Source organism: Nocardioides sp. Root240 (genome assembly GCF_001428825.1).
Lineage (GTDB): Bacteria > Actinomycetota > Actinomycetes > Propionibacteriales > Nocardioidaceae > Nocardioides.
Genome location: NZ_LMIT01000002.1, coordinates 274301 through 298026, shown reverse-complemented (window position 1 = coordinate 298026; position 23726 = coordinate 274301). Strand labels below are relative to the sequence as shown.

The 23726-nt window shown below is 70.2% G+C and carries 23 protein-coding genes; 12 read left to right on the top strand and 11 right to left on the bottom strand.

Annotated elements, in window-relative coordinates; all coding sequences use genetic code 11:
• Positions 1-3: 3 nt before the first annotated feature.
• The 5 genes from ASE20_RS04430 to gcvT all read right to left on the bottom strand — a co-directional run bounded on the left by ASE20_RS04430 (position 4) and on the right by gcvT (position 3740).
• Positions 4-531 (bottom strand): dihydrofolate reductase, encoded by a 528-nt coding sequence (locus tag ASE20_RS04430; RefSeq protein WP_056893846.1) that lies wholly within the window; start codon positions 529-531, stop codon positions 4-6.
• A 70-nt stretch (positions 532-601) separates the two neighbouring features.
• The gene (locus ASE20_RS04425) at positions 602-1396 is read right to left on the bottom strand and encodes a thymidylate synthase (RefSeq protein WP_056893323.1); all 795 of its coding nucleotides are present in this window, start codon (positions 1394-1396) and stop codon (positions 602-604) included.
• Between the two features lie 27 nt (positions 1397-1423).
• Positions 1424-2251, bottom strand: coding sequence for a PhzF family phenazine biosynthesis protein (locus tag ASE20_RS04420; RefSeq protein WP_056893322.1), 828 nt, complete (start codon positions 2249-2251; stop codon positions 1424-1426).
• A 19-nt stretch (positions 2252-2270) separates the two neighbouring features.
• The gene (locus tag ASE20_RS04415) at positions 2271-2534 is read right to left on the bottom strand and encodes a hypothetical protein (protein WP_200952716.1); all 264 of its coding nucleotides are present in this window, start codon (positions 2532-2534) and stop codon (positions 2271-2273) included.
• Between the two features lie 72 nt (positions 2535-2606).
• Positions 2607-3740 (bottom strand): glycine cleavage system aminomethyltransferase GcvT, encoded by a 1134-nt coding sequence (gcvT, locus tag ASE20_RS04410; protein ID WP_056893321.1) that lies wholly within the window; start codon positions 3738-3740, stop codon positions 2607-2609.
• A 55-nt stretch (positions 3741-3795) separates the two neighbouring features.
• Between gcvT and ASE20_RS04405 the strand changes: the two genes are divergently transcribed.
• Positions 3796-5313: a leucyl aminopeptidase gene (locus ASE20_RS04405; protein WP_056893320.1), complete on the top strand. Its 1518-nt coding sequence runs from the start codon at positions 3796-3798 to the stop codon at positions 5311-5313.
• On the opposite strand, the gene ASE20_RS04400 is transcribed toward ASE20_RS04405, so the two are convergent.
• Positions 5270-5617, bottom strand: coding sequence for a hypothetical protein (locus tag ASE20_RS04400; RefSeq protein WP_056893319.1), 348 nt, complete (start codon positions 5615-5617; stop codon positions 5270-5272). The two genes, ASE20_RS04405 and ASE20_RS04400, sit on opposite strands and share 44 nt — an antisense overlap.
• 111 nt (positions 5618-5728) lie before the next feature.
• Here ASE20_RS04400 and sucB point away from each other — a divergent pair, with 111 nt between their 5' ends.
• Complete coding sequence (gene sucB / locus ASE20_RS04395) at positions 5729-7510, top strand: 2-oxoglutarate dehydrogenase, E2 component, dihydrolipoamide succinyltransferase (protein WP_056893318.1); 1782 nt, start codon at positions 5729-5731, stop codon at positions 7508-7510.
• Positions 7511-7589: 79 nt separating this feature from the next.
• Here the strand turns inward: sucB and ASE20_RS04390 are convergent, their stop codons facing one another.
• Positions 7590-8564 (bottom strand): hypothetical protein, encoded by a 975-nt coding sequence (locus tag ASE20_RS04390; RefSeq protein ID WP_157538652.1) that lies wholly within the window; start codon positions 8562-8564, stop codon positions 7590-7592.
• 104 nt (positions 8565-8668) lie between these two features.
• Here ASE20_RS04390 and ASE20_RS04385 point away from each other — a divergent pair, with 104 nt between their 5' ends.
• Positions 8669-9568, top strand: coding sequence for a TIGR01777 family oxidoreductase (locus ASE20_RS04385; RefSeq protein ID WP_056893316.1), 900 nt, complete (start codon positions 8669-8671; stop codon positions 9566-9568).
• Here the strand turns inward: ASE20_RS04385 and ASE20_RS04380 are convergent.
• Positions 9543-10127, bottom strand: a complete 585-nt coding sequence (locus ASE20_RS04380; RefSeq protein ID WP_157538651.1) for a hypothetical protein — start codon at positions 10125-10127, stop codon at positions 9543-9545. The genes ASE20_RS04385 and ASE20_RS04380 overlap by 26 nt on opposite strands.
• Before the next feature lie 41 nt (positions 10128-10168).
• Here ASE20_RS04380 and lipB point away from each other — a divergent pair, with 41 nt between their 5' ends.
• The 7 genes from lipB (at position 10169) to ASE20_RS24965 (ending at position 16115) form a co-directional block, all read left to right on the top strand.
• The gene (gene lipB / locus ASE20_RS04375; RefSeq protein ID WP_263969888.1) at positions 10169-10948 is read left to right on the top strand and encodes a lipoyl(octanoyl) transferase LipB; all 780 of its coding nucleotides are present in this window, start codon (positions 10169-10171) and stop codon (positions 10946-10948) included.
• 56 nt (positions 10949-11004) lie between these two features.
• Positions 11005-11931 carry an ABC transporter ATP-binding protein gene (locus ASE20_RS04370; protein ID WP_056893314.1) on the top strand — a complete coding sequence of 309 codons (927 nt, stop codon included), beginning with the start codon at positions 11005-11007 and terminating at the stop codon, positions 11929-11931.
• Positions 11928-12938, top strand: a complete 1011-nt coding sequence (locus ASE20_RS04365; protein ID WP_056893313.1) for an ABC transporter permease — start codon at positions 11928-11930, stop codon at positions 12936-12938. The genes ASE20_RS04370 and ASE20_RS04365 overlap by 4 nt, the downstream gene beginning before the upstream one ends.
• A gap of 62 nt (positions 12939-13000) precedes the next feature.
• Positions 13001-13945: a lipoyl synthase gene (gene lipA / locus ASE20_RS04360; protein WP_056893312.1), complete on the top strand. Its 945-nt coding sequence runs from the start codon at positions 13001-13003 to the stop codon at positions 13943-13945.
• A gap of 38 nt (positions 13946-13983) precedes the next feature.
• Positions 13984-14697, top strand: a complete 714-nt coding sequence (locus tag ASE20_RS04355; protein WP_056893311.1) for a DUF4191 domain-containing protein — start codon at positions 13984-13986, stop codon at positions 14695-14697.
• A gap of 117 nt (positions 14698-14814) precedes the next feature.
• On the top strand, positions 14815-15396 hold the full coding sequence (locus tag ASE20_RS04350) for a DUF6318 family protein (protein ID WP_056893310.1): 582 nt from the start codon (positions 14815-14817) through the stop codon (positions 15394-15396).
• A 233-nt stretch (positions 15397-15629) separates the two neighbouring features.
• Positions 15630-16115 (top strand): PKD domain-containing protein, encoded by a 486-nt coding sequence (locus tag ASE20_RS24965; protein WP_162261041.1) that lies wholly within the window; start codon positions 15630-15632, stop codon positions 16113-16115.
• A gap of 6 nt (positions 16116-16121) precedes the next feature.
• Here the strand turns inward: ASE20_RS24965 and ASE20_RS04340 are convergent, their stop codons facing one another.
• The gene (locus tag ASE20_RS04340; RefSeq protein ID WP_056893308.1) at positions 16122-16553 is read right to left on the bottom strand and encodes an RDD family protein; all 432 of its coding nucleotides are present in this window, start codon (positions 16551-16553) and stop codon (positions 16122-16124) included.
• 162 nt (positions 16554-16715) lie between these two features.
• Between ASE20_RS04340 and ASE20_RS04335 the strand changes: the two genes are divergently transcribed.
• Positions 16716-18893 carry a glutamine synthetase III gene (locus ASE20_RS04335; RefSeq protein WP_056893307.1) on the top strand — a complete coding sequence of 726 codons (2178 nt, stop codon included), beginning with the start codon at positions 16716-16718 and terminating at the stop codon, positions 18891-18893.
• A 214-nt stretch (positions 18894-19107) separates the two neighbouring features.
• Positions 19108-20529, top strand: coding sequence for a type I glutamate--ammonia ligase (gene glnA / locus ASE20_RS04330; protein ID WP_056893306.1), 1422 nt, complete (start codon positions 19108-19110; stop codon positions 20527-20529).
• Positions 20530-20750: 221 nt separating this feature from the next.
• On the opposite strand, the gene ASE20_RS04325 is transcribed toward glnA, so the two are convergent.
• The gene (locus ASE20_RS04325; RefSeq protein WP_056893305.1) at positions 20751-22136 is read right to left on the bottom strand and encodes an amidohydrolase family protein; all 1386 of its coding nucleotides are present in this window, start codon (positions 22134-22136) and stop codon (positions 20751-20753) included.
• 93 nt (positions 22137-22229) lie between these two features.
• Positions 22230-23684: an NAD-dependent succinate-semialdehyde dehydrogenase gene (locus ASE20_RS04320; protein WP_056893843.1), complete on the bottom strand. Its 1455-nt coding sequence runs from the start codon at positions 23682-23684 to the stop codon at positions 22230-22232.
• Between the last annotated feature and the right edge of the window lie 42 nt (positions 23685-23726).

The window sequence follows — 23726 nt, the reverse complement described above, 5'->3', positions numbered from 1 at the left end:
CTCTCAGGCGTCTGGTGAGCCCCCGCAGGCGAAGACCCGCTCCCACCACACGATCGTGAACCCCTCGCGCGGCTCGCGCCGGACCTCGGTCCAGCGCTTGCGGCTGAACTCCGGGTAGTGGGTGTCGCCCTCGGGTGCCATCGGGATCTCGGAGATGACCTGCTCGTCGGCGTACGGCAGGGCGGCGGCGTAGACCGCGGCTCCCCCGCCGATCATCACCTGCCGGTCGTCCGGCTGGTCGCGCAGGATCGTGTCGGCCAGCTCGAGGGCGTGGGTCACGGAGTGCGCGACCTGGACGCCCTCGGCGGCGTACGACGGGTCGCGGGTCAGCACGACGGTGGTCCGGCCGGGGAGCGGTCGGCCGATGCCCTCGTGGGTGGTCCGGCCCAGGACCAGCACGTGGCCCATCGTGGTCGCCTTGAAGTGGGCGAAGTCCTCGGAGATCTTCCACGGGATGTCGGCGTCGGCACCGATGACACCGTTCTCGGCGACGGCGGCCACCATCGTGACCCGCCGACCGTTTGGGGTCACCACCGGGGTCCCCGCGAAGTTGTGCGCTGGAGGAGCGAAGCGGGGGAAGCGTAGAACTTCGCGGGGTGGTTCATACGGCGATCGGGGCCTTGATGCCGGGGTGCGGGTCGTAGCCCTCGACCGTGATGTCCTCGAGCTCGAAGGCGTCGATCTCGGTCACCGCGGGGTTGAGCACCAGCTTCGGCAGCGGCCGCGGCTCACGGGTGAGCTGGAGGCGGGCCTGCTCGAGGTGGTTGGAGTAGAGGTGCGCGTCGCCGAGCGTGTGCACGAAGTCGCCGACGCCGAGACCGGCGACCTGGGCGACCATGTGGGTCAGCAGGGCGTACGACGCGATGTTGAATGGCACGCCCAGGAAGACGTCGGCCGAGCGCTGGTAGAGCTGGCAGCTGAGCCGCCCGTCGGCGACGTAGAACTGGAACAGGCTGTGGCACGGCGGCAGTGCCATGTCGTCGACCTGGCTGGGGTTCCACGCGGAGACGATGTGACGGCGGCTGTCGGGGTTCGCGCGGACCTGGCGGATCACCTGCGCGAGCTGGTCGATGTGGCCGCCGTCGGGCGTCGGCCACGAGCGCCACTGCGCGCCGTAGACCGGGCCGAGGTCGCCGTTCTCGTCGGCCCACTCGTCCCAGATCGTGATGCCACGCTCCTGCAGCCAGCGCACGTTGGTGTCGCCGCGCAGGAACCACAGCAGCTCGCCGAACACCGACCGGGTGTGGATCTTCTTGGTCGTGACCAGCGGGAAGCCCTCGGTCAGGTCGAAGCGCATCTGGTGGCCGAACACGCTCAGCGTGCCGGTGCCGGTGCGGTCCTCCTTGGCGACGCCCTCGTCGAGGATCCGCTGGACGAGGTCGAGGTACGCGCGCACGTGTTCAGCCTAGATCGCGGCCGGTGGTCACAGCGTGACCGTCCCGTGAATGGTCGTCAGGGTGTCGCCACCCACCCAGATCGTGCCGTCGGCGGCGGTGTCGACATGGATCCTGCCGCGGCGACCGAGCACGGTGCCCTGGGAGGCGACGTACGACGGCGGGAGGACGGTGCCCGCCAGCCACTGCGCGAGGGAGGCGTTGAGCGAGCCGGTCACCGGGTCCTCGGTGACCCCGGCGGCGTGGGGCGCGAACGCCCGCACCTCGACCTCGCACTCCGACCCCTCGGGCCACGGGCCGATGACGCCGACGGACAGGCCCGCGAAGTCCGGGGTGAGGGCCAGCACCTGCTCGGCGGAGGCCAGCCGGACGCCGACCCAGCCCGGGCCGTTGTCGGCCCATGCGGCGTCGAGGACGTCGGCGCGCTCGATGCCGAGGGCGGCGACGATCTCGACGACCAGGTCCTCGGCCACCGGACCGGAGCGGAGCAGCGCCGGCGCCGCGAACGCGAGGCGCCCCTCGGCCTGCCGGAGCTCGACCAGGCCGACACCGCACTCCTGCACCAGCCGCTCCCCCGCCGGTACGCCGCCCGCCTCGAGCCACGCGTGCGCCGAGCCGAGCGTCGGGTGCCCCGCGAACGGCAGCTCCATCGACGGGGTGAAGATCCGCAGCCGGTAGTCGGCGGCGGGATCCGTCGGCCGCAGCAGGAAGGTCGTCTCGCTGAGGTTCGTCCAGCGGGCGAACGCCTGCATCTGCCGGTCGTCGAGCTCGTCGGCGCCGTGCACCACGGCCACCGGGTTGCCGAGCAGCGGCTCGGACGTGAAGACGTCGACCTGACGGAAGTCGTGTGGCTGCATCGGCTCGCTCAGGCCTCGCTCAGGCGGAGAGCGACATCGGGCCGTACACCTCGCGGTCGGCCTCGAAGAGGGTCACCTGCGCGACGCCCTGGTCGGCGAGCTCGTGCCAGATCTCCCCCACCCACGACTCGGCGTCGCCCTGGCTCGGGAAGGTCTGGTCGGCGAGGTCACCGGTCACGGCGACCTCGGCGCCGTCCGCGTCCTCGAGCCGCCAGCGCCAGGGCTGGTCGGCCGGGGGGCGGAAGGCGGAGCCGGAGGTGGCGGGCTGCTCGGGCAGGTTCATGTGTCGGGGTCCCTACGTCGTTGTTGTTCGGAGGAGCGCAGCGGGGGAGGACGAGAACGTCGTGGGGTGGCGTCAGGACTCCCGGACGGACGGCTGGACGAACGGCGGCTTGGTGACCTGGAAGACCTCGGCGCGACCGCGCACGTCGACCGTCACCTCGGCGTCGTCGGCGACGACGGTCGACACGAGGGCGAGCGCGATCCCCTTCTTCAGGGTCGGCGAGAAGGTTCCGGACGTGACCTCGCCGAGCGGGACGTCCTTGAGCAGGCGCACGCTCATGTGCGGGCGCGGGATCGCGCGGCCGGTGGAGACCAGGCCGACCAGCTTGCGGCGCGGACCGGCCTCCTTCTCGGCGAGGAGCTTGTCGCGGCCCCAGAAGGCGTCCTTCTTCCAGCCGACGGCCCAGCCGAGGCGGGCCTCGACCGGCGTGATGTCGGGGCCGATGTCCTGGCCGTGCAGCGGGTAGCCCATCTCGGTGCGCAGCGTGTCGCGGGCGCCCAGGCCGGCGGGGACCAGGCCGTGCTCGGCACCCTTCTCCATCAGCGCGTCCCACAGGGCCGGGGCGACGGCGCTCGGCGCGATCAGCTCGTAGCCGCGCTCGCCGGTGTAGCCGGTGCGGCACACGATGATCCGCGCGTCCGGGTCGGCGTCGGCGTCGGCGGCCTCCCAGGGGGTCTCGACGAAGGTGAGGTACTCGTGGCCGACCGGCAGGCCGACGGCCGCGACGACCTCGTCGGACTTCGCGCCCTGGACCGCCAGCACGACGTAGTCGCGGTGGTGGTCGAGGATCTCGATGCCCTCGGGCGCGGCCTCGACGAGGCGGCGTCGTACCTCCTCGTTGTTGGAGGCGTTCGGGACGACGAGGACGTGCTCGTCGTCGCGGTAGTAGGTGAAGACGTCGTCGACGATCCCGCCGGTCGCGTCGTCGACGACGAGGCTGTACTGCGCCTTGCCCGGGCCGATCCGGTGCAGGTCGTTGGTCAGCGTGGCGTTGAGGAAGTCGACCGCGCCCGGGCCGCGGACGACGAGCTTGCCGAGGTGGCTGACGTCGAAGATGCCCACGCCGTCACGGACCGCGGCGTGCTCCTTGACGACACCGGTCGGGTACTCCAGCGGCATCAGCCAGCCGCCGAACTCGGAGAACTTGGCGCCCAGCGCCTCGTGCCGGTCGTGGAGGGGGGACTGCAAGGGGGTCGCGTCGGCCATGGTCGGAATCTATGGCATGCGCGCTCAGGACGGGCGCGCGGATATCCTGCGCCGGGTGACGACCTTTGCGCTCCGCACCGCCAGCCCCGCCAAGACCAAGGCCGAGGCGGTCGTGGTCGGAGTGCTGGCCGACGGCACGCTCGCGCCCGGTGCCGAGGACGTCGCGTCGGCGTACGGCCGCAAGCTGTCGGGCCTGCTCACCACGCTCGGCATGAAGGGCCGGCCCGGCGAGGTCGCCAAGGTGCCCACAGCCGGCACCATCGCCTCTCCCCTGCTGGTGCTGGTCGGCATCGGCGAGGTGGCCGACGCCGACTCCGTACGACGGGCGGCCGGCAACGCCGCCCGCGCGGTCACCAACGCGGCGTCCGTCGCACTCGCGCTGCCCGCCGACTCGCCCGAGCTGGTCCGCGCCGTCATCGAGGGCTACCGACTCGGCGGCTACACGTTCACGGCGTACAAGAGCAAGCCGGGTGCGTCGACCACGCCCGCCGAGATCGTCGTGCTCACCCCGGCCGCCCGTCGGTCCGAGGTCGCCGCAGCCGTCGAGCCCGCCCAGGTCCTCGTCGACGCCGTCGCGGCAACGCGCGACTGGGTGAACACCCCGCCGGCCGACCTCACGCCGCCCTCGTTCGCCGACGCGATCGCCGCCGCCGTCAAGGCCGGCAACAAGCAGCTCCCGAGCGGTGGCACCAAGGTCACCGCGACCGTCCTCGACGAGGTGCGCCTCGCCGAGCTCGGCTGCGGAGGCATCCTCGCCGTCGGCGCCGGCTCGGCCGCCCCGCCGCGCCTGGTCGAGCTGTCGTACGCCCCGAAGGACGCCGTCGCGCACGTCGCGCTCGTCGGGAAGGGCATCACCTTCGACTCGGGCGGCCTCTGGATCAAGCCCGCCGGCAGCATGACCACGATGAAGGAGGACATGGCCGGCGCCGCGGCCGTCGTCCAGGCCACCATCGCGGTCGCCCGCCTCGGCCTGCCCGTCCGCATCTCCGCCTTCGCCGCGCTCGCGGAGAACATGGTGGGTGCCTCCTCGATGCGCCCCGGCGACGTGCTGACGACCTACGACGGCACGACCGTCGAGGTCAGCAACACCGACGCCGAGGGCCGCCTGGTCCTCGCCGACGCCCTGGGCCGCGCGGTCGAGCAGGAGCCCGACGTCCTCATCGACATCGCCACCCTCACCGGCCACATGGCGCTCGCCCTCGGCGACCGGATCGCCGGCGTGCTCGGCGACGACGCGATCGTCGGCGAGGTGCTCGCCGCGGCCGCGGCGGCCGGCGAGGACGCCTGGCCGATGCCGCTCCCGGAGTTCATGGACTCCCGGATCCGCAGCAGCACGGTCGCCGACCTCGCGCAGTACGACGGCATCCGCTGGGGCGGCGGCATCTACGCCGCGGCCTTCCTGCGGGAGTTCACCGGCGGGCTGCCATGGGCGCACCTCGACATCGCCGGCCCGACCTTCAACAAGGGCGGCGCGAACGGGCACCTGGTGCCCGGGGCGACCGGCTACGGCGTGACGACGCTCGTGGAGATCATCCGAGGTCGCGCCGCAGCTGCTCCTTCTGAGCCTTCCTGACGCGGGAGTTGTAGTCGCGCATCCGCTGCGGGACACCGACCACGGCGGCGTCGTACGACGGGACGAGGTGGCGGTTGCAGAAGTCGTGCGCCCACTTCGCCGACGGGACGCGGCGGCGGGTCCACTCGCCGTCGTGGGCGACCAGCAGCAGCGTGATCTCGCTGACCGCGGTGCGCGGCTCGACGAACCCCTCGACGCCACGACGCTCCTGCACCCACGTGCGCAGGTGCTCCTCGTCGCCCCGGTCGGACGCTCGCACCCGGGTGGATCCGGTGCGTGCGGCGTCCCTCGCGGGGTTACTCATCCGTATCTTCGATCCCCCGCGGAACCGGTCGAACAAACCCATGGGTCAAGTGTGCCCGAACCGTGGGTGGCCCGTTGCCAGTTGCTTCGTTCGAAGTGCAAGGATGAGCCCATGGCGACCGAAGTCACTCTCCCCGCGCTCGGTGAGTCCGTCACCGAAGGCACCGTCACCCGCTGGCTCAAGCAAGTCGGCGACCAGATCGCGATCGACGAGCCCCTGCTCGAGGTCAGCACCGACAAGGTGGACACCGAGATCCCGTCCCCCGTTGCCGGCACGCTGGTCGAGATCCGCGCGAACGAGGACGACACGGTCGAGGTCGGCGCCGTGCTGGCCGTCATCGGCGACGCCGGCGAGTCCGCCGGCAGCGCCCCCGCCCCCGCCGCGGAGGAGGCGCCCGCCGAGGCCGCCCCGGCTCCGGCCGAGGAGGCACCCGCAGCTCCGGCCGCCCCCGCTCCCGAGGCCCCGGCCGCCGAAGCGCCTGCCACTGCCCCCACCGAGGCTCCGGCTGCCTCCAGTGGCCCCAGCACCGCCGTGACCCTGCCCGCGCTCGGCGAGTCGGTCACCGAGGGCACGGTCACCCGCTGGCTCAAGCAGGTCGGCGACGCGGTCGCCGTCGACGAGCCGCTGCTCGAGGTGAGCACCGACAAGGTCGACACCGAGATCCCGTCCCCCGTCGCCGGAACCCTGCTCGAGATCAAGGCCGCCGAGGACGAGACCGTCGAGGTCGGCGCCGAGCTCGCCATCATCGGGTCCGGTACGCCGGCCGCCGCGCCCGCCGCGGCCCCTGCTCCCGCCGCCCCCGCTCCCGAGCCGACGCCGGTCGACAACGCGCCGGCACCCGTCGCCGCTCCCCCGGCTCCGGCTGCTGCGCCCGCTCCGGCCGCAGCTGCTCCGGCTCCCGCTGCTCCTGCCGCCCCGGCTCCGTCGCCCGCCGTCGCGCAGGCCGCTGCCGCCAGCGTCGGCGACGAGGGCCCCGGCTACGTCACCCCGCTGGTCCGCAAGCTCGCCGCCCAGCACGGTGTCGACCTCGGCTCGGTCCAGGGCTCCGGCGTCGGTGGCCGGATCCGCAAGCAGGACGTCCTCGACGCCGCTGCCGCGTCGAAGGCCGCCGCACCTGCCGCACCGGCCGCTCCGGCCGCTGCCGCCCCGGCTGCCGCCGCCCCGGCTGCCGCGCCGTCGCCGCTGCGTGGCCAGACGGTCAAGGTCTCCCGCCTGCGCAAGATCATCGCCGAGCGGATGACCGAGTCGCTGCACATCTCGGCCCAGCTCACCCAGGTGGTCGAGGTCGACGTCACGAACATCGCCCGCCTGCGCGAGAGCGTGAAGGAGGAGTTCCTGGCACGCGAGGGCGTGAAGCTGTCGTACCTGCCGTTCTTCACCAAGGCGGCCATCGACACCCTCAAGCAGCACCCGGTGCTCAACGCCACCCTCGACCTCGAGGCCGGCGAGATCACCTACAACGACCGCGAGAACGTCGCCTTCGCCGTCGACACCGAGAAGGGCCTGCTCACGCCGGTCGTCAAGGACGCCGGCGACCTGTCGATCTCCGGCCTCGCCAAGAAGATCGCCGACGTCGCCGAGCGGACCCGCACCAACAAGATCGGGCCGGACGAGCTCTCCGGCGGCACCTTCACCATCACCAACCTGGGCAGCTTCGGCGCCCTGTGGGACACGCCGATCATCAACCAGCCGCAGGTCGCCATCCTCGGCCCCGGTGCCGTGGTCAAGCGTCCCGTGGTCATCGACGACGAGCACCTCGGCGAGACCATCGCCGTGCGCCACATGGTCTACCTCGCGCTGACCTACGACCACCGCGTGGTCGACGGTGCCGACGCCGGTCGCTTCCTCCGCGACCTGAAGAAGCGCCTCGAGGCGGGCCAGTTCGAGGTCTGACCCAGAACTCGCACCAGCGACACACGAAGGCCCCCCGCCGATCGGCAGGGGGCCTTCGCGCTGCTCGCACCGCCGGGCGTCAGCGGGTGGACACGTCCATCGTCATGTCGAAGGTCGTGCGCACCCGCTGGCCCCCGACCTCCATCGTCACCGTGCCGTGACCGGTGCCGATCGCGTGGAAGGGACCCACCATGCCGTGTCGTACCTCGGTCGTGCCGGTGACATCGGTCCCGCCGCCGATGATCTCCCCGCCGGTCGCGACGGGTCCCCGACGCGGCGTCTGGCGGCTCGTGAGACGGACGGTGTAACCGTCGTCCGCGAGTCCGGTCAGCTCGTAGGTGGCGACCACGTCGGAGGTGATGCCTCCGACGGTGATGCTGGAGGTCGCCTGCCAACGAGCGCCGACCCCCACGGCCTGCTCGGGCATCAACACACTCAGGTTGCTGCTCTGCGCCGCGAAGTCGTCGAGCATCCGCTCGAGCACCTCCGAGCCACCCTTGTCGCCGTACTCCACCTCGCTCGACAGGGTGCGCGCGGACCGGTCGTAGACCACGCGGATCGTCGTGCCGTCGAGGAGCTGCATCGACTCCAGGAGCTGCTGGCGGCTGGCCTCGTCGAGCCCGCTGCTCCGCGGCACGCTCACCTCGCCGTACTGCGACTCGACCGTCGCCCGGTCACCTGTCACGTCGGTGACGGTCGTCCGGACCGGCATCACCATCGGTACCTTGACCGGCGGCGTCGACATGACGTCGGCCGAGGTCGTGACCGTCATCCGCATCGTGCCGTCCTCGACGTGGCCCTCCACGAGGTCGAGCTCGAGCACGCGACGCGGCTGCGCCCCGGTGCCGAGCACCTCGATCTCGGGAGTCTGCCCGTCAGGCGTCGCGCCCTCGTCGGCTCCGGTGCTCGCGCTCGCCGACGCGCTCCCGCCGACCGGACGCGAGCCCTGCCGGGGCTCGGCCTTGTCGTCGCCGCAGCCCGCGAGGGCGAGCACGGCGACGACGCCGAGCGCCATCGCCGTCGTACGACGCGGACCGACACCTGACCTGGACATGCTGCTCCCCTGCTCCCTGGCCCTCATGCTGGCGTTGCCTCTGCGGCCGCCAGCTCGCGGGCACAGGGTGTCACGCCGACCACGGCAGTGGCAGGCTTTCGGCCATGGGCCTCTCCGTCGTCATCGCCGGTTCGTCCGGGTTTCTCGGGCAGCACCTCGTCACCGAGCTCCGTCAGCGAGGGCACGTCGTCACGGCCCTGGTCAGGCGCGGAGCACGCGGCGGCGAGTCCCAGTGGGATCCGCAGGAGGGACTGGTCGACGCCGCGCTGGTCGGCGCCGCCGACGTGGTGGTCAACCTCGCCGGTGCTCCCCTCATCGGCAACCCGCACTCGAAGAAGTGGGCACGCGACGTCCTGAGCAGCCGGGTCGCCACCACCCGCCTGCTCGCGGCCACCATCGCCGCTGCACCTCGTCCCCCGTCACTCGTCAACGCATCCGGCATCAGCTGGTACGGCGACCACGGCTCCGCCCCGCTCACCGAGGCCTCCGACACCCGGGGCCACGCCCTCCTCACCCGGGTCTGCCGGGAGTGGGAGGCTGCGGCCCGCCCCGCGTCCGAGGCCGGGGCCCGCGTCGCCCTGCTCCGGACCGCCCCGGTGCAGGACCGGCGCAACGCCCCACTCAAGATGCAGCGGCTGCAGTTCCTCGCCGGCGCCGGCGGACGGATCGGCCCGGGCACGCAGTACTACCCGTTGATCTCCCTGCGTGACTGGGTGGGCGCTGCCTCCTTCCTCGTCGAGCACCCGACCGCGTCGGGTCCGTTCAACCTGTGCGCACCGCGGACCCCCACCAACGCGGAGTTCACGGCCGCCCTCGCCGGCCAGGTGCACCGGCCGGCGCTCTTCCCGGTGCCGTCGCCGGTGATCCGCGCCGCGGCCGGGCCGATGGCCGACGAGCTGCTCGGCTCGCTCAACCTCGAGCCGCGCGCACTGCTCGACCTCGGCCACACCTTCGCGGACCCCGACGTCGACGCCGTGCTCACGGCGGGCCTCGCTCGCTCGTGACCTCACGGGCGGTGACGAGCACCCATCGCCCCGACACCCGACGCAGCTCGAGGCGCCGCGTCGTCGGCTCGTCACGCGGCAGCGCGGTCCGCCGCCCCCGCCCGACGGCCGTCGCACCGACCAGCCGGTCCTGGACCACCAGCACCAGGTGTCCGGACGAGCGTGCCCGCACGTCGACCGCGAGGACCTGCATGGCCATGCCCTCGACCCGCAGCCCGCGCGCCCGCCAGCGTCGGAGCATCGCGACGTCCTCGCGGCCAGCCTCCGCCCCCGCCGCGTAGAGCCCCCGCAGCGCCTCCACGTCGCCCGCGGCCCAGGCCGAGGCCCGGTCGCGGTCCCACGCGCGCAGGACGGCCAGTACCTCGACCTCGGGACGCGCGCCAGCGCCGCCTGCACCCGGTGCGACCGCTGCGGCGGGAGCCGTGGCCGGCGTACGCCCGTCGGCGCCGGAGCGGTCGTGCAGCGCCGCCCACGTGACCAGCACGCACGCGAGCACCACGACGACCGTCGTCGCGACGACGATGCGGAGCGAGCCCACGGGAGTCACTGAGACAGCCATGGACCGATCCTCCGCCAGGGTCCGACAGATCGCATCCGGTCATCCACAGGCACCGGAGTAGGCTCGCGTCCGTGACGCTGGAGTTCCGTGAGGCCGGCCTGGGCGACCAGGCGATCGACTACATGGCCGCGTGGGAGCTGCAGCGCGAGGTGCACGAGCAGGTCGTCGCCGGCACGCTGTCGCCCACCGTCCTGCTGCTCGAGCACCCGCCCGTGTTCACCGCCGGCAAGCGCACCCGCCCCGAGGACCGCCCGGCCGATCCCGGCGGCGCGCCAGTCATCGACGTCGACCGCGGCGGCCAGATCACCTTCCACGGTCCCGGCCAGCTCGTCGGCTACCCGATCGTGCGGCTCCCCGACCACGTCAAGGTCGTCGACTACGTCCGTCGCGTCGAGGAGGCCCTGATCGCGGTCTGCGCCGAGTTCGGCATCGCGACCGCGCGCGTTCCCGGCCGCAGCGGCGTCTGGCTGAAGGCCGACGAGCGCGGACCCGAGCGCAAGATCGCCGCGATCGGGATCCGGGTCAGCAAGGGCGTGACCATGCACGGCTTCTCGCTCAACTGCGACGTCGACATGGGCTGGTACGACCGCTTCGTGCCCTGCGGGATCTCCGACGCCGGCGTCACCTCGCTCAGCGCCGAGCTCGGACGCGACGTACCGGTGACCGCCGTGCTCGACGCCGTACGCCGGCACTTCGCCCACTACCTCGCCTGGGGTTCGTACGAGGCGACGCCCGACTACGAGCCGCGCCCCGACCCGGCCAAGGCGGCCGGTTCCGCCACGCCCGGCGGCGTGGCGGTCCTCACCTACCCTGCTCGCTGACCCCATACTCGGTATTCATCGGCTGTGGGGCCGGTGAGTGCCAGTGGGAGGGCAGGATGAGCGATCTCGTGATCGAGACCAGAGGGCTGCGCAAGGAGTTCCGCTCCGTGCGGGGCGGCCTGCGGGTCGCCGTGCAGAACCTCGACCTCGCGGTACCCGGAGGTGGTGGGGTCCACGGGTTCCTCGGGCCCAACGGGTCCGGCAAGACCACGACGATCCGGATGCTGCTCGGGCTCGCGCGCCCGACCCGCGGCACCATGCGCCTGTTCGGCGAGCCGGTCCCGGCACGGCTGCCCCAGGTCATCGGTCGCGTCGGGGCGGTCGTCGAGTCACCGAAGTTCTCCCCCAACTTCACCGGCCGGCTGAACCTCGAGCTGCTCGCCGCCTCGATCGGCGCACCCAGGTCGCGCGTCGACCAGGCGATCGCCACCGTCCAGCTGGACGGCCGGGACAAGGACAAGTACAAGTCCTACTCGCTGGGCATGAAGCAGCGGGTCGCCATCGCCGCCACGCTGCTGAAGGACCCCGCGCTCCTGATCCTCGACGAGCCCACCAACGGACTCGACCCCGCCGGCATCCGCGAGATCCGCGAGACCATCCGCGGACTGGGCGAGGCAGGGGTGACCGTGCTGCTCAGCTCGCACATCCTCGCCGAGGTCCAGCACGTGTGCACCTCGGCCACGATCATCGGCAACGGCCGGCTGCTCGCGTCCGGGCGGGTCGAGGACTTGCTGGGCACCAGCACCGCGCACCGCGCCGTCGTACCCGACCCTGTTCGCGCCGCGGAGGCCCTCGGCCGGGCCGCCCTGCCAGCCACTGTCGACGGTGACGCGGTACGAGTGGAGACCGACGACCCCGCACGGATCACCCAGGTGCTCGGCGAGGCCGGCATCTGGCTGCGGGAGCTGACCTCGCTACGGCCCGACCTGGAGACGGTGTTCCTCGACCTCACCCGGTCCGAGCAGCTGGGAGACCACCAGTGAAAGCGTTCCTCCAGCTCCTCCGCGTCGAGCTGCGACGCTACCTCCGCCGCCGTGCCGTCCAGCTGCTGATGGCCGCGTGCGTCGCCGTACCTCTCGTCATCGGCGTGGTGACGATCCTCGACACCGAGCCGCCGTCCGACACCGAGATCGCGCTGATCGAGGACGAGGCGAAGGCGAACCGTCAAGCCGAGCTCGACTACTGCACCGAGAATCCCGCCGACTACGGCATCGGCTCGACCGAGGACGACGTCGCGGCCGCGTGCGAGCGGCTGATCTCCGACAATTTCGACGACTACACGGAGTACGGCTACTACGACACACTCCGGCTCGACGACCAGCAGAACGACTCCGGCGTCGCGGTCGCCTCCTTCCTGGCGATCCTGCTGCTCCTGGCGGGCACCACGTTCACCGGGCACGACTGGAACAGCGGCTCGGTCAGCAACCAGTTGCTGTTCGAGCCACGGCGGGCGCGCGTATGGGCGGCGAAGGCACTGGTGGTCACCGGCGGCGCGCTGGTGGCGGCCGCCGTCATCATGTCGGCGTACTGGGCCGTGCTCGGGCTCGTCGCACACTCCCGCGACACCCTCGCGACCGGCGACCTGCTCGACGCCCTCCAGATGGGCTGGCGCTCCGCCGGCGTCGCCGCGGCCGCGGCCCTCCTCGGGTTCGTGCTGACCATGCTGTTCCGCAGCACCGTTGCCACCATCGGCGTCCTCCTCGGCGCCTCCGTCGCCGGGAGCCTGCTGCTGGCGGCCATCGGCGTCAGCGAGCGCTGGAACCCCGCCGTGAACCTGCTCGCGCTGATCGACAACGGGACGACCTACTACTCCGAGGACGCCTGCCCGACCGGGCCGGAAGTGATCGAGGGCGACCCCGACGAGACGTACTCCTACGACTCGTGCGAACTGGAGGTCACCTTCAGCGACGCGTCGCTCTACCTCGGCTCCTTCCTGCTCGTGGGCGGGGTCGCATCGTTCGTGTCCTTCCGGCGACGCGACGTGCCGTGACGGCTACCGGCCGGTCCGGTCTCGATGCCGGGGGCCCATCGCCCCGGGAGTAGGCTGGACCGGTGACTGCAGCACCCGAGGGACGCAAGCTCCTCCGCCTCGAAGTCCGCAACGCCGAGACCCCCATCGAGCGCAAGCCGTCGTGGATCAAGACCCGCGCGAAGATGGGCCCGGAGTACACCGCTCTCCAGAAGCTGGTGAAGTCCGAGGGCCTGCACACGGTGTGCCAGGAAGCGGGCTGTCCCAACATCTTCGAGTGCTGGGAGGACCGCGAGGCGACCTTCCTCATCGGCGGTGACCAGTGCACCCGGCGCTGCGACTTCTGCCAGATCGACACCGGCAAGCCGCAGCCGCTGGACCGCGACGAGCCGCGGCGGGTGGCGGAGTCGGTGCAGCAGATGGAGCTGAAGTACGCCACCATCACCGGCGTCGCCCGCGACGACCTCGCCGACGGCGGGGCATGGCTCTACGCCGAGACCGTGCGCGCGATCCACGAGCTCAACCCCGACACCGGCGTCGAGAACCTGATCCCCGACTTCAACGGGCGCCCCGAGCTGCTGGCCGAGGTGTTCGAGTCGCGGCCCGAGGTGCTGGCCCACAACGTCGAGACCGTGCCGCGCATCTTCAAGCGGATCCGCCCGGCGTTCCGCTACGAGCGCTCGCTCGACGTGCTGACCCAGGCGCGGGCGTTCGGGCTGGTCACCAAGTCGAACCTCATCCTCGGGATGGGCGAGACGCGTGAGGAGGTCTCGCAGGCGCTGCGCGACCTGCACGAGGCGGGTTGCGAGCTGGTGACGATCACCCAGTACCTGCGTCCCTCGCCGCGCCACCACCCCGTCGAGCGGTGGGTCAAGCCGGAGGAGTTCGTGGAGCTGGCGGCCGAGGCGGAGGAGATCGGGTTCGCGGGAGTGCTCTCGGGGCCGCTGGTCCGTTCGTCGTACCGGGCCGGTCGTCTGTATCGTCAGGCGATGGCCGCGCGCGACGCGCGTGCCGAAGCAACTGCCTGAAGTTCTTACAAGTTCGTCCGAGGAGATCGCAGCACCCCATGTCGAACACGCCCCTCGACCCGTCCACGATGAGCCGTCGCCGGCAGATCCTCGAGACCTACAAGATGGCTCGCGAGGTCGACCCCGCGATCCGCTGGTGGATGCTCGGTTCGTTCCTGATCTTCGGCGGCCTCGGCTTCGCCGTCTTCCACTTCGTGCTCCCCGGCAGCGGCGCCTTCAAGATGGTGCTGACCGTCATCGGCACGCTCCTCATCGGCCTCCTCGCGCTGATGATCGTCTTCGGCCGCCGCGCCCAGAAAGCCGCCTTCGCGCGCCTCGAGGGCCAGCTCGGCGCCGCCGCCCGCGCGCTGACCATGCTGCGCCGCGGCTGGGTCGTCGAGGAGGTCGTCGGCTTCACGAAGCAGCAGGACATGGTCCACCGCGTCGTCGGTCCCCCGGGGATCGTCCTGGTCGCCGAGGGCAACATCGCCCGCGTGAAGCCGGTGCTCATCAGCGAGCACAAGAAGCACGAGCGGGTCGTCGGTGACTACCCGGTCCACGACGTCATCGTCGGCAACGAGGAGGGCCAGGTCCCGCTCAAGAAGCTGACCCGGCACATCCAGAAGCTCGGCCGCCAGGTCAAGCCGGCCGAGATCACCGAGCTGCGCCAGCGGCTGCGTGCGCTCGACGCCCAGCGCCCGAAGGCTCCCATCCCGAGGGGCCCGGTGCCGACGTCGATGAAGGGCATGCGCGGCAACCTCCGCGGTCGCTGAGCCTCCTCTCCCCCGGCTGTCCACAGCTGGCCACCAGTTGGTGGCATCTGCGCCCGGATCGGGTTAGCGTCGTCGCGCGCCCCGGTCCGGGCGCAGTCATTTCTCGGGAGGACCTTGATGCGCTCGCTCCGCGCTGCCGTCGGTGCGTCGGCCGCTGCCCTGCTGTTGCTCGCCGGCTGCGGGGGCGACCCGGACCCCGGCGATCCGTCGTCGACCTGGACGCCGACTGGTACGCCGGAGTCCCCCACCTCGGCCGCCACGCAGGCTCCCGTGGAACCGGAGCTGCCGCAGGCGGCGACGAAGGCGACGGAGGACGGGGCGCGGGCGTTCATCGGCTATTACTGGGAGCTGATCAACTACGTCCAGGTGACGGGTGACGTGAAGGAGCTCAAGCGGCTCTCGAGCACCACCTGCGGCGGCTGCCAGCGTGCTATAAGCGCCGTCGAGACTCTTTACCGGGACGGCGGTCACGCCGAGGGCGGCCAATATCAACTCAAGATTGATCAGATAGGCGAGGTCAAGACAGCGAGCAACTCGCTCTATGGAGTGCAGGCCCAGATCGAGGTTCGCAATGACGAACAGCTCATCACTCGCCCGGACGGCGCTACCGAGACGTCTGCACCGAAGTCGAGCCGCTTTAACATCTATGCCACTTGGACCGGCCGAGTATGGCGGATAGACATCTTGGAGCCGAGGTGAAGTCCGTGGCCGCCGCAATCGCGGCGGCACTCCTTGTTTCCGGGACCGCCTTCGCGGATGACACGGTCAACGGCGGTACAACCGAAGGCGGGCTGATCGCCGACGCCGTCAACGAGACTCAAGGCCACGTCAATCCCGGCGCTCACACCCAGCCGGGCGGCACGACCTCAGCGGTCCACCTTGACGCAGATCCTTGCGACGGCAACGTGGAGATGATCGAAGGCGACAACCCCGTGTCTGTCTACTTCTGTGCTGAGGCTGATCCAGAAACGCCCGTAGTCACGATCGGCCTCATCCGACGAGCCTTCGCCGAGCTCCAGCTCCCCGCCAGCACCCTGGTCATCCAGCCACCCGACGGGCTCACCCTGGTCAACTTCGACACGAACTTCTACACGACCAGCACCCGTCCCATCTCGCGAACGGTGACCCTCCTCGGCCAGCGGGTCACCCTCGAAGCGACGCCCAGCACCTTCCACTGGACCTTCGGCGACGGCGAGCGGCTCAGCACCAGCAAGCCGGGCGCGCCGTACCCGGACCTCACCGTGACCCACAACTACCTGCGCAAGGGGACCTACCGACCATCCCTCGCGACGACCTACACCGGTCGCTACCGGGTCGGCGGCGGGCCGTGGCGCACGATCCCGGGCACGGTCACGATCGACGGCACGGGGCAGCCGCTGCGGGCGATCGAGGCGCAGCCCAAGCTGGTCAGCTACTGAGCCGACTCACTTCGTCAGCGAGCGCAGGGTCGCGAAGGTGACGGTCGACGTACCGGCGAAGAGGTCGTGCAGGCCGCGGCCGTCGGCACGGAACACCAGCGGCGGGATGACCAGGGCGATGAGGAGCTGGCGGCCGAACACCTTGACCGGGTTGAGCCGGTGCAGCCGCCCGTGCGCCGGTACGACGCACAACCCGGTCAGCAGCTGACCGATCGATCCCCCACCGAGCCACGTCAGCAGGGTCGACTCGACGATGAACAGCGGCAGCACCATCAGCGAGGCGACGGACCCGGTGGCGGTGTACTCGTCGAGGCCGTAGACCGCGATGACGGCGACCGTGCAGAGCATCCAGTCGATGAGCAGCGCGATGATCCGCCGACCCCACGATGCGGTCTCGAAGGACGGGGCGGCGGGGCGGTTCGCGGTCGGGCTCGGCACGGCCGCAAGCGTAAACGAGGCCCTGGAGTGACCGGCGCCACACTCCTCGGCGAACCTGTTACATCCCCGAAACAATTGGGCAATCGGGCGAAATCTGGGCCACCTACCGTTCAGGCGTGGGTCGCTTGCCGACCACCTCTGCCACGAACACCAGGAGTTTCCATGACTGCGAACCCGACCCGCCTCGGCGCGATCCGCGAGATCGAGGCCACTGTGGCCCCGGCTGCGTTCTTCGACGCCGCCGAGAAGACCGGCGCCATCTACGGCGAGAACGTCTTCTCCCTCGCGGTGATGCAGAAGCGCCTGCCCAAGTCGGTGTTCAAGTCGGTCGCCGCGACCATCCAGAAGGGCGAGAAGCTCGACCCCGCCGTCGCCGACATCGTCGCCTCGGCGATGAAGGACTGGGCGATGGAGAAGGGCGTGACGCACTACGCCCACGTCTTCTACCCGCTGACCGGCCTCACCGCCGAGAAGCACGACTCGTTCATGGAGCCCGTCGGCGACGGTACGGCGGTCTGGGAGTTCTCCGGCAAGACCCTCGTCCAGGGCGAGCCCGACGCGAGCTCGTTCCCCAACGGCGGCATCCGGGCCACCTTCGAGGCGCGCGGCTACACCGGCTGGGACGTCCAGTCGCCGGCGTACATCCTCGAGAACCCCAACGGCAACACCCTGTGCATCCCGACCATCTTCGTCTCGATGACCGGTGAGGCCCTCGACCACAAGACCCCGCTGCTGCGCTCGCAGAACGCCATGTCCGAGCAGGCCCAGCGCGTGCTCGCCCTCTTCGGCCACGAGGACATCGACAAGGTCGTGTCCTACTGCGGTCCGGAGCAGGAGTACTTCCTGGTCGACACCTCGTTCGTGAACTCCCGCCCCGACCTGCTCAACGCCGGTCGCACGCTCTTCGGCGCCAAGCCGCCGAAGGGCCAGGAGTTCGACGACCACTACTTCGGTGCCATCCCGGAGCGCGTCCTCGGCTTCATGCACGACACCGAGCGAGCCCTGTTCAAGCTCGGCGTCCCGGCCAAGACCCGCCACAACGAGGTCGCGCCCGGCCAGTTCGAGATCGCCCCGGTCTTCGAGCGCGCGAACCTCGCCTCGGACCACCAGCAGCTGCTGATGTCGACCTTCCGGTCGATCGCCAAGCAGCACGGCATGGAGTGCCTGTTCCACGAGAAGCCGTTCGCCGGCGTCAACGGGTCCGGCAAGCACGTGAACTTCTCGTTCGGCAACGGCAACCAGGGCAACTTCCTCAGCCCCGGCGACAACCCGCACGACAACGCGCAGTTCCTCGTGTTCTGCGCGGCCGTGATCCGCGCCGTCCACCTGTACGGCGGCCTGCTCCGCCTCTCGATCGCCTCGGCCGGCAACGACCACCGCCTCGGCGCCAACGAGGCCCCGCCGGCCATCATCTCGATCTTCCTCGGCGACCAGCTGCAGGACGTCTTCGAGCAGATCGCCAAGGGCGGCGCCACGTCGTCGAAGCAGAAGGGCGTCCTGTCGGTCGGCGTCGACACGCTGCCCGACCTCACCAAGGACGCCGGCGACCGCAACCGCACCTCGCCGATGGCCTTCACCGGCAACCGCTTCGAGTTTCGCGCCGCCGGCTCGAACCAGACCGTCGCCGCCCCGATGGTCATCATCAACACGATCATGGCCGAGGCGCTGGACTACCTCGCCACCGAGATCGAGGCCGCGGTCAGCGCCGGCGCGGACTTCAACGACGCCGTCCAGTCGGTCCTGGCCAAGGTCATGGAGCAGCACGGCGCGGTCGTCTTCAACGGCAACGGCTACTCCGAGGAGTGGCACGCCGAGGCCGAGAAGCGGGGCCTGAAGAACCTCCGTACGACGGTCGACGCGCTCCCCGAGTACCAGACCCCCGAGGCCAAGAAGCTCTTCTCGACGTACGGCGTCTTCAGCGAGGCCGAGCTCGAGTCGCGCTTCGAGGTCGGTGTCGAGCAGTACGTCATGACGGTCAACGTCGAGGCGAACCTGACCGGCGAGATCGCCAAGACGACGATCCTCCCGGCCGCGGTGCGCTACCAGACCGAGCTCGCCACGAACGCCGCCGCCCTCAAGGCTGCCGGCATCGAGCCCGACACCACCGACCTGGTGACCGTCACCGAGATGATCGCCGCGCTGCGTGCCGGCGTCGCCGCACTCGACGCTGCCAAGGCGGGCGACCACGACCACGAGGGCCTGGCCGAGGCGACGTACTACCGCGACGCGGTGCTGCCGGCCATGCTCCAGATCCGCGAGGCCGCCGACGCGATCGAGACCTTCATCGCCGACGACCTGTGGCCGCTCCCGACGTACCAGGAGATGCTCTTCATCCGCTGATCGTGATCGATCCGGCCAGCCGGGTGCCCGCATGGCGGGCGCCCGGCTGCTCGGCGTTGGGCATCTTGTTACATGGCGGAAACAATCCAGTGACGGCCGGGAAACGGCCTGTTCGGTAGGTTGCTGGCAGGAGAAGCGACGCGACGGAGCGCCGCCGGCCCCGACCGTCACCCGCTGACATGGCCCGCACCGGAAGCGCGCCAAGGAGGAACGAATGTTCAACAACAGCGAAGAGCTGCTCAAGTTCATCAAGGACGAGGGCGTCGAGATGATCGATGTCCGTTTCTGTGACCTGCCCGGCATCATGCAGCACTTCACGGTGCCGACCTCGTCCTTCGACCAGTCCGTCTTCGACGACGGCCTGGGCTTCGACGGCTCCTCGATCCGAGGCTTCCAGGCCATCAACGAGTCGGACATGCAGCTCTACCCCGACCCGACGACGGCCTACCTCGACCCGTTCCGCAAGGCCAAGACGCTCAACGTCAACTTCTTCATCCACGACCCGATCACGGGCGAGGCCTACTCCCGCGACCCGCGCAACATCGCGAAGAAGGCGCTGGCGTACCTCTCCTCCACGGGCATCGCGGACACCGCCTTCTTCGCCCCCGAGGCCGAGTTCTACATCTTCGACAACGTCCGGTATTCCACTGGCGTCAACGAGGGCTACTACCACATCGACTCCGTCGAGGGCTGGTGGAACTCGGGCAAGGAGGAGGAGAACAACAAGGGCTACAAGACCCGCCTCAAGGGTGGCTACTTCCCCGTCGAGCCCTACGACCACTACAGCGACCTGCGCGCCGACATGGTCAAGAACCTCGAGCTCTGCGGTCTCCAGGTGGAGCGCGCCCACCACGAGGTCGGCACCGCTGGCCAGGCGGAGATCAACTACCGCTTCGACACGCTGCTCAAGGCCGCGGACGACGTGATGAAGTTCAAGTACCTCATCAAGAACACCGCCTGGGAGCAGGGCAAGTCGGTCACCTTCATGCCGAAGCCGATCTTCGGTGACAACGGCTCCGGCATGCACGTCCACCAGTCCCTCTGGAAGGACGGCTCACCGCTCTTCTACGACGAGACCGGCTACGGCGGCCTCTCCGACATGGCCCGCTGGTACATCGGCGGCATCCTCCAGCACGCCCCGGCCCTGCTGGCCTTCACCAACCCGACGGTGAACTCCTACCACCGCCTGGTCCCCGGCTACGAGGCCCCGATCTCGCTGGTCTACTCCTCGCGCAACCGCTCCGCCTCGGTCCGCATCCCGATCACGGGCACGAACCCCAAGGCCAAGCGCATCGAGACCCGCTTCCCCGACCCGTCGGCGAACCCGTACCTCGCCTTCTCGGCCCTGATGCTCGCCGGCCTCGACGGCATCCAGAACAAGACCGAGCCCGCCGCCCCGATCGACAAGGACATCTACGAGCTCCCGCCGGACGAGATGGCCGAGATCGCCCAGGTGCCGACCTCGCTCGGCGCCGTGCTCGACGCGCTCGAGGAGGACCACGACTTCCTCACCGTCGGCAACGTGTTCACCCCCGACCTCATCGAGACCTGGGTGGACTTCAAGCGCGCCAACGAGATCGCGCCGGTGCAGCTGCGGCCGCACCCGCACGAGTTCGAGCTGTATTACGACATTTAGTTCGCTAGTTGATCGGATTACTCATATTCGGTCGATCGATGGCCCCGGGACTCCCCGGGGCCATCGCCCATTCGCAGCAAGATGTGCCGCGAGCCGCCATGCGTCACTCCGCCGCTCAACGCCACGCAGAACCGAGTCGCATGTCACCTGCACGCGCAGCAGCCCAGACTCGGATCACCCACGCAGCGGTCGGCGCGATCGCGAACCCGCCCTGATGGGCTTCAGCCGATGGCGCGGGGATGCGCCGTCACCAGGGCCTGAGTCGGGAGACTCTCGCGGTCGACCGCCCGACCGCCCTGGAAGACGGTGTTGATGGCTCGGAGATTGCGGATGTCATCGACGGGGCTGGCGTCGAGGAGAACGAGGTCAGCGATCTTGCCGACCTCCACCGAGCCGATCAGCTCGTCCTTCCGGTAGGCCTTGGCCACGTTCAGCGTCGCAGCCGAGATGGCTTCGAGAGTCGACATGCCCTTCTCCACCATCGACTGGGTCCAGTGGAAGTGGTCACCTCCGATCGTCCACGGACGGTCGTCCCGCTCAGCCGGGGTGAGGTCCGCGAGGTGGTCGACACTGGGACAGCCGGCGTCGGTACCCATGATGATCTTGGCGTTGGCGCCGATGAGGACCCGCTCGTTCTCCGCGTACGCTCCCCCGCCGAGCTGCGCGGCCCAGTTCCCTGCCGCCTCGAGCCCCTTCGTGTGGTCGGCGTGGATCGTCTGCAGCTCTGCCCACGAGTCGCTCGCCGCGATCCGGTCCACGAGCTCGTGCGGGTAGGGCTGACCCATCGTGTAATTGGCGTGGATCAGAACGTCTGCCCCCAGCTGGACCGAGGTGTCGAGCGACTCGACTGACAGGCTGTGGGTGAGGACCGGCACCTCGGCATAGCGGGCCTCTTCGACGATCACGTCGAGCACCTCGCGGCTGAATGTCTGGTAGGACCGGTCGAAGCCCACGTTCATGAAGATGTGGTCGCTCACCGCGATCTTGAGCAGGTCCACGCCACGGGCGAGGTAGTCCCGCACCCGCGCGCGGACCTCGGCACGGGGAAGGGTGCTGAGCTGGTGGCCCACTCCCGCCTCGAAAGCCTCGTCGATGCGGTTGACGAACGACTGCGAGGCGGCTCGGCGGCCCGCGAAGTGGAAGTCGGCACTGAAGGGCCCACCCATGCCGACAATGGCACCCGCCGCGAAGATCCGAGCTCCTTGCGACGTCCCGGCGTTGATGCGGTCGCGGGCGGCGAGAACGTGGTCCACAGCGTTGTAGGTGTCGAACACGGTCGTCACTCCGTTGCGCAGCACGAGCTGGGCGGCTTCCTCGATCACCTCGACGAAGCGGCCTTCCCACCGTGCCAGGTACTCGATGGTCCCCGGCCCGATCATGAACATCCAGGCGTCGAGGAGGTGCACGTTGCCGTTCACGAAGCCCGGGATCAGCCACTTGCCGACGCCGTCGACCAGTGTCGCTTCCGGGGGGAGAACCACGTCGGCTTCGCGGCCGGCCGCGATGATGCGATCACCCTCGAAGACGACCGTCGCCGGGGTGATGGGCTGGCGTCCGGTCCCATCGATCAGGGTCACGCCGGTGATGGCTGTTGCTCGGTTCGTCATGTCGTCTCCTAGGTCAGGGTGTCACGCAAAAGTATCCGAATCGATCGTTTCGGTAAATAGGGATGGCGACTCCTTCGACGCCACCGTGGATGCTCAGGGAGCAGGCAGTCGGGCGCCCTCCCGGACCGGCATGGAGATGTACTTGGTGTCGAGGAACTCGTCGATGCCCACGCGCCCGCCTTCACGCCCGAGACCGGACTGCTTGATCCCACCGAAGGGGGCCGAAGGGTCAGAGACGACACCGGCGTTGAGCCCGACCATCCCGACCTCGAGCTTCTCGCTGATCTCGAACGCGAGATCGACGTCCTGGGTCATCACGTAGCCGGCCAGTCCCCACTCCGTGCCATTGGCCGCGCGCATCACCTCCTCGACGGTCTCGAACGTCTGGATCGCCGCCACCGGCCCGAAGATCTCCGTGGCGAGCAGCTCCGAGTCCGCCGGAACGTCGACCAGGACGGTCGGCTCGACGAAGAACCCGGGCCCCTCAGGAGCACTGCCTCCCGCGACGATCCGGGCCCCCCGTCCAACCGCGTCCGCCATCAACCCGAGCACCTTGTCGCGCCCGGCCGCATCGATCATCGGCCCGACCTGCACGCCATCGACGAGCCCGTCGCCGACCTGCATCGCCGAGAGCCGATCAGCCAGCCTCGTCGAGAACTCCTCGCTGATCGCGGCGTGGGCGTAGAAGCGGTTGGCGGCCGTGCACGCCTCCCCCATGTTGCGCATCTTCGCCTGGACGGCGGCCTCGACCGCCACATCGAGATCTGCGTCGGCCATGACCAGGAAGGGAGCGTTCCCACCCAGCTCCAGCGAGCTGCGCACGACCTTCTCCGCAGCCTGCCCCAGGAGGATCTTTCCGACCTGCGTCGAGCCGGTGAACGACAGCTTGCGGATCTCCCCACCCGTCAGGATCGGCCCGACCACCTCACTCGCCCTGGAGGTCGTGACGACGTTCAGCACGCCGTCGGGCAAACCAGCTTCCTGCAGGATCGAGGCGAGAAGGAGACTGGAGAGCGGCGTCTGCGGCGCGGGCTTGAGGACCATCGTGCATCCGGCGGCGACGGCAGGCCCGATCTTCCTGGCGCCCATGGCGAGCGGGAAGTTCCAGGGCGTGATCAGCAGGCACGGTCCGACGGGCTGCCGCAGCACGATGGTCTTGGCCAGGCCGTCGGGACGTCGGGCGTACCCGCCGTCGATCCTCACCGCTTCCTCAGCGAACCAGCGGAAGAACTCTGCCGCGTACGCCACCTCGCCACGCGCCTCGGCCAGCGGCTTGCCCATCTCGAGCGTGATGACCAGAGCGAGCTCTTCTTGCCGCTCCATCATCGCCACGAAAGAGCGGTGCAGGATGTCCGAGCGGTCACGAGGGGCCGTCGACGACCATCCCTCCTGCGCCCGCGCGGCGGCGCGCGCCGCCGCGACCCCGTCCCGTGCGGTGCCGTCGGCCACCCTCGCGATGACGGACTCGGCGGCCGGATTGACCACAGCCAACGTGGCACCGTCGCTCGCTGCTCTCCAGCCCCCGCCGATCAGAAGACCGCTGGGCACAGCGACGCCGTGGACAGCGACCGTTTCCGCCGACAGGTCGCC

What these genes read in the sequence shown, in the direction of transcription:
- ASE20_RS04420 (WP_056893322.1), bottom strand. Translation starts at nt 2,251, where the DNA reads ATGCAGCCACACGACTTCCGTCAGGTCGACGTCTTCACGTCCGAGCCG.
- ASE20_RS04415 (WP_200952716.1), bottom strand. Translation starts at nt 2,534, where the DNA reads ATGAACCTGCCCGAGCAGCCCGCCACCTCCGGCTCCGCCTTCCGCCCC.
- gcvT (WP_056893321.1), bottom strand. Translation starts at nt 3,740, where the DNA reads ATGGCCGACGCGACCCCCTTGCAGTCCCCCCTCCACGACCGGCACGAG.
- ASE20_RS04400 (WP_056893319.1), bottom strand. Translation starts at nt 5,617, where the DNA reads ATGAGTAACCCCGCGAGGGACGCCGCACGCACCGGATCCACCCGGGTG.
- sucB (WP_056893318.1), top strand. Translation starts at nt 5,729, where the DNA reads ATGGCGACCGAAGTCACTCTCCCCGCGCTCGGTGAGTCCGTCACCGAA.
- ASE20_RS04390 (WP_157538652.1), bottom strand. Translation starts at nt 8,564, where the DNA reads ATGTCCAGGTCAGGTGTCGGTCCGCGTCGTACGACGGCGATGGCGCTC.
- ASE20_RS04385 (WP_056893316.1), top strand. Translation starts at nt 8,669, where the DNA reads ATGGGCCTCTCCGTCGTCATCGCCGGTTCGTCCGGGTTTCTCGGGCAG.
- ASE20_RS04380 (WP_157538651.1), bottom strand. Translation starts at nt 10,127, where the DNA reads ATGGCTGTCTCAGTGACTCCCGTGGGCTCGCTCCGCATCGTCGTCGCG.
- ASE20_RS04370 (WP_056893314.1), top strand. Translation starts at nt 11,005, where the DNA reads ATGAGCGATCTCGTGATCGAGACCAGAGGGCTGCGCAAGGAGTTCCGC.
- ASE20_RS04355 (WP_056893311.1), top strand. Translation starts at nt 13,984, where the DNA reads ATGTCGAACACGCCCCTCGACCCGTCCACGATGAGCCGTCGCCGGCAG.
- ASE20_RS04350 (WP_056893310.1), top strand. Translation starts at nt 14,815, where the DNA reads ATGCGCTCGCTCCGCGCTGCCGTCGGTGCGTCGGCCGCTGCCCTGCTG.
- ASE20_RS04335 (WP_056893307.1), top strand. Translation starts at nt 16,716, where the DNA reads ATGACTGCGAACCCGACCCGCCTCGGCGCGATCCGCGAGATCGAGGCC.
- glnA (WP_056893306.1), top strand. Translation starts at nt 19,108, where the DNA reads ATGTTCAACAACAGCGAAGAGCTGCTCAAGTTCATCAAGGACGAGGGC.
- ASE20_RS04325 (WP_056893305.1), bottom strand. Translation starts at nt 22,136, where the DNA reads ATGACGAACCGAGCAACAGCCATCACCGGCGTGACCCTGATCGATGGG.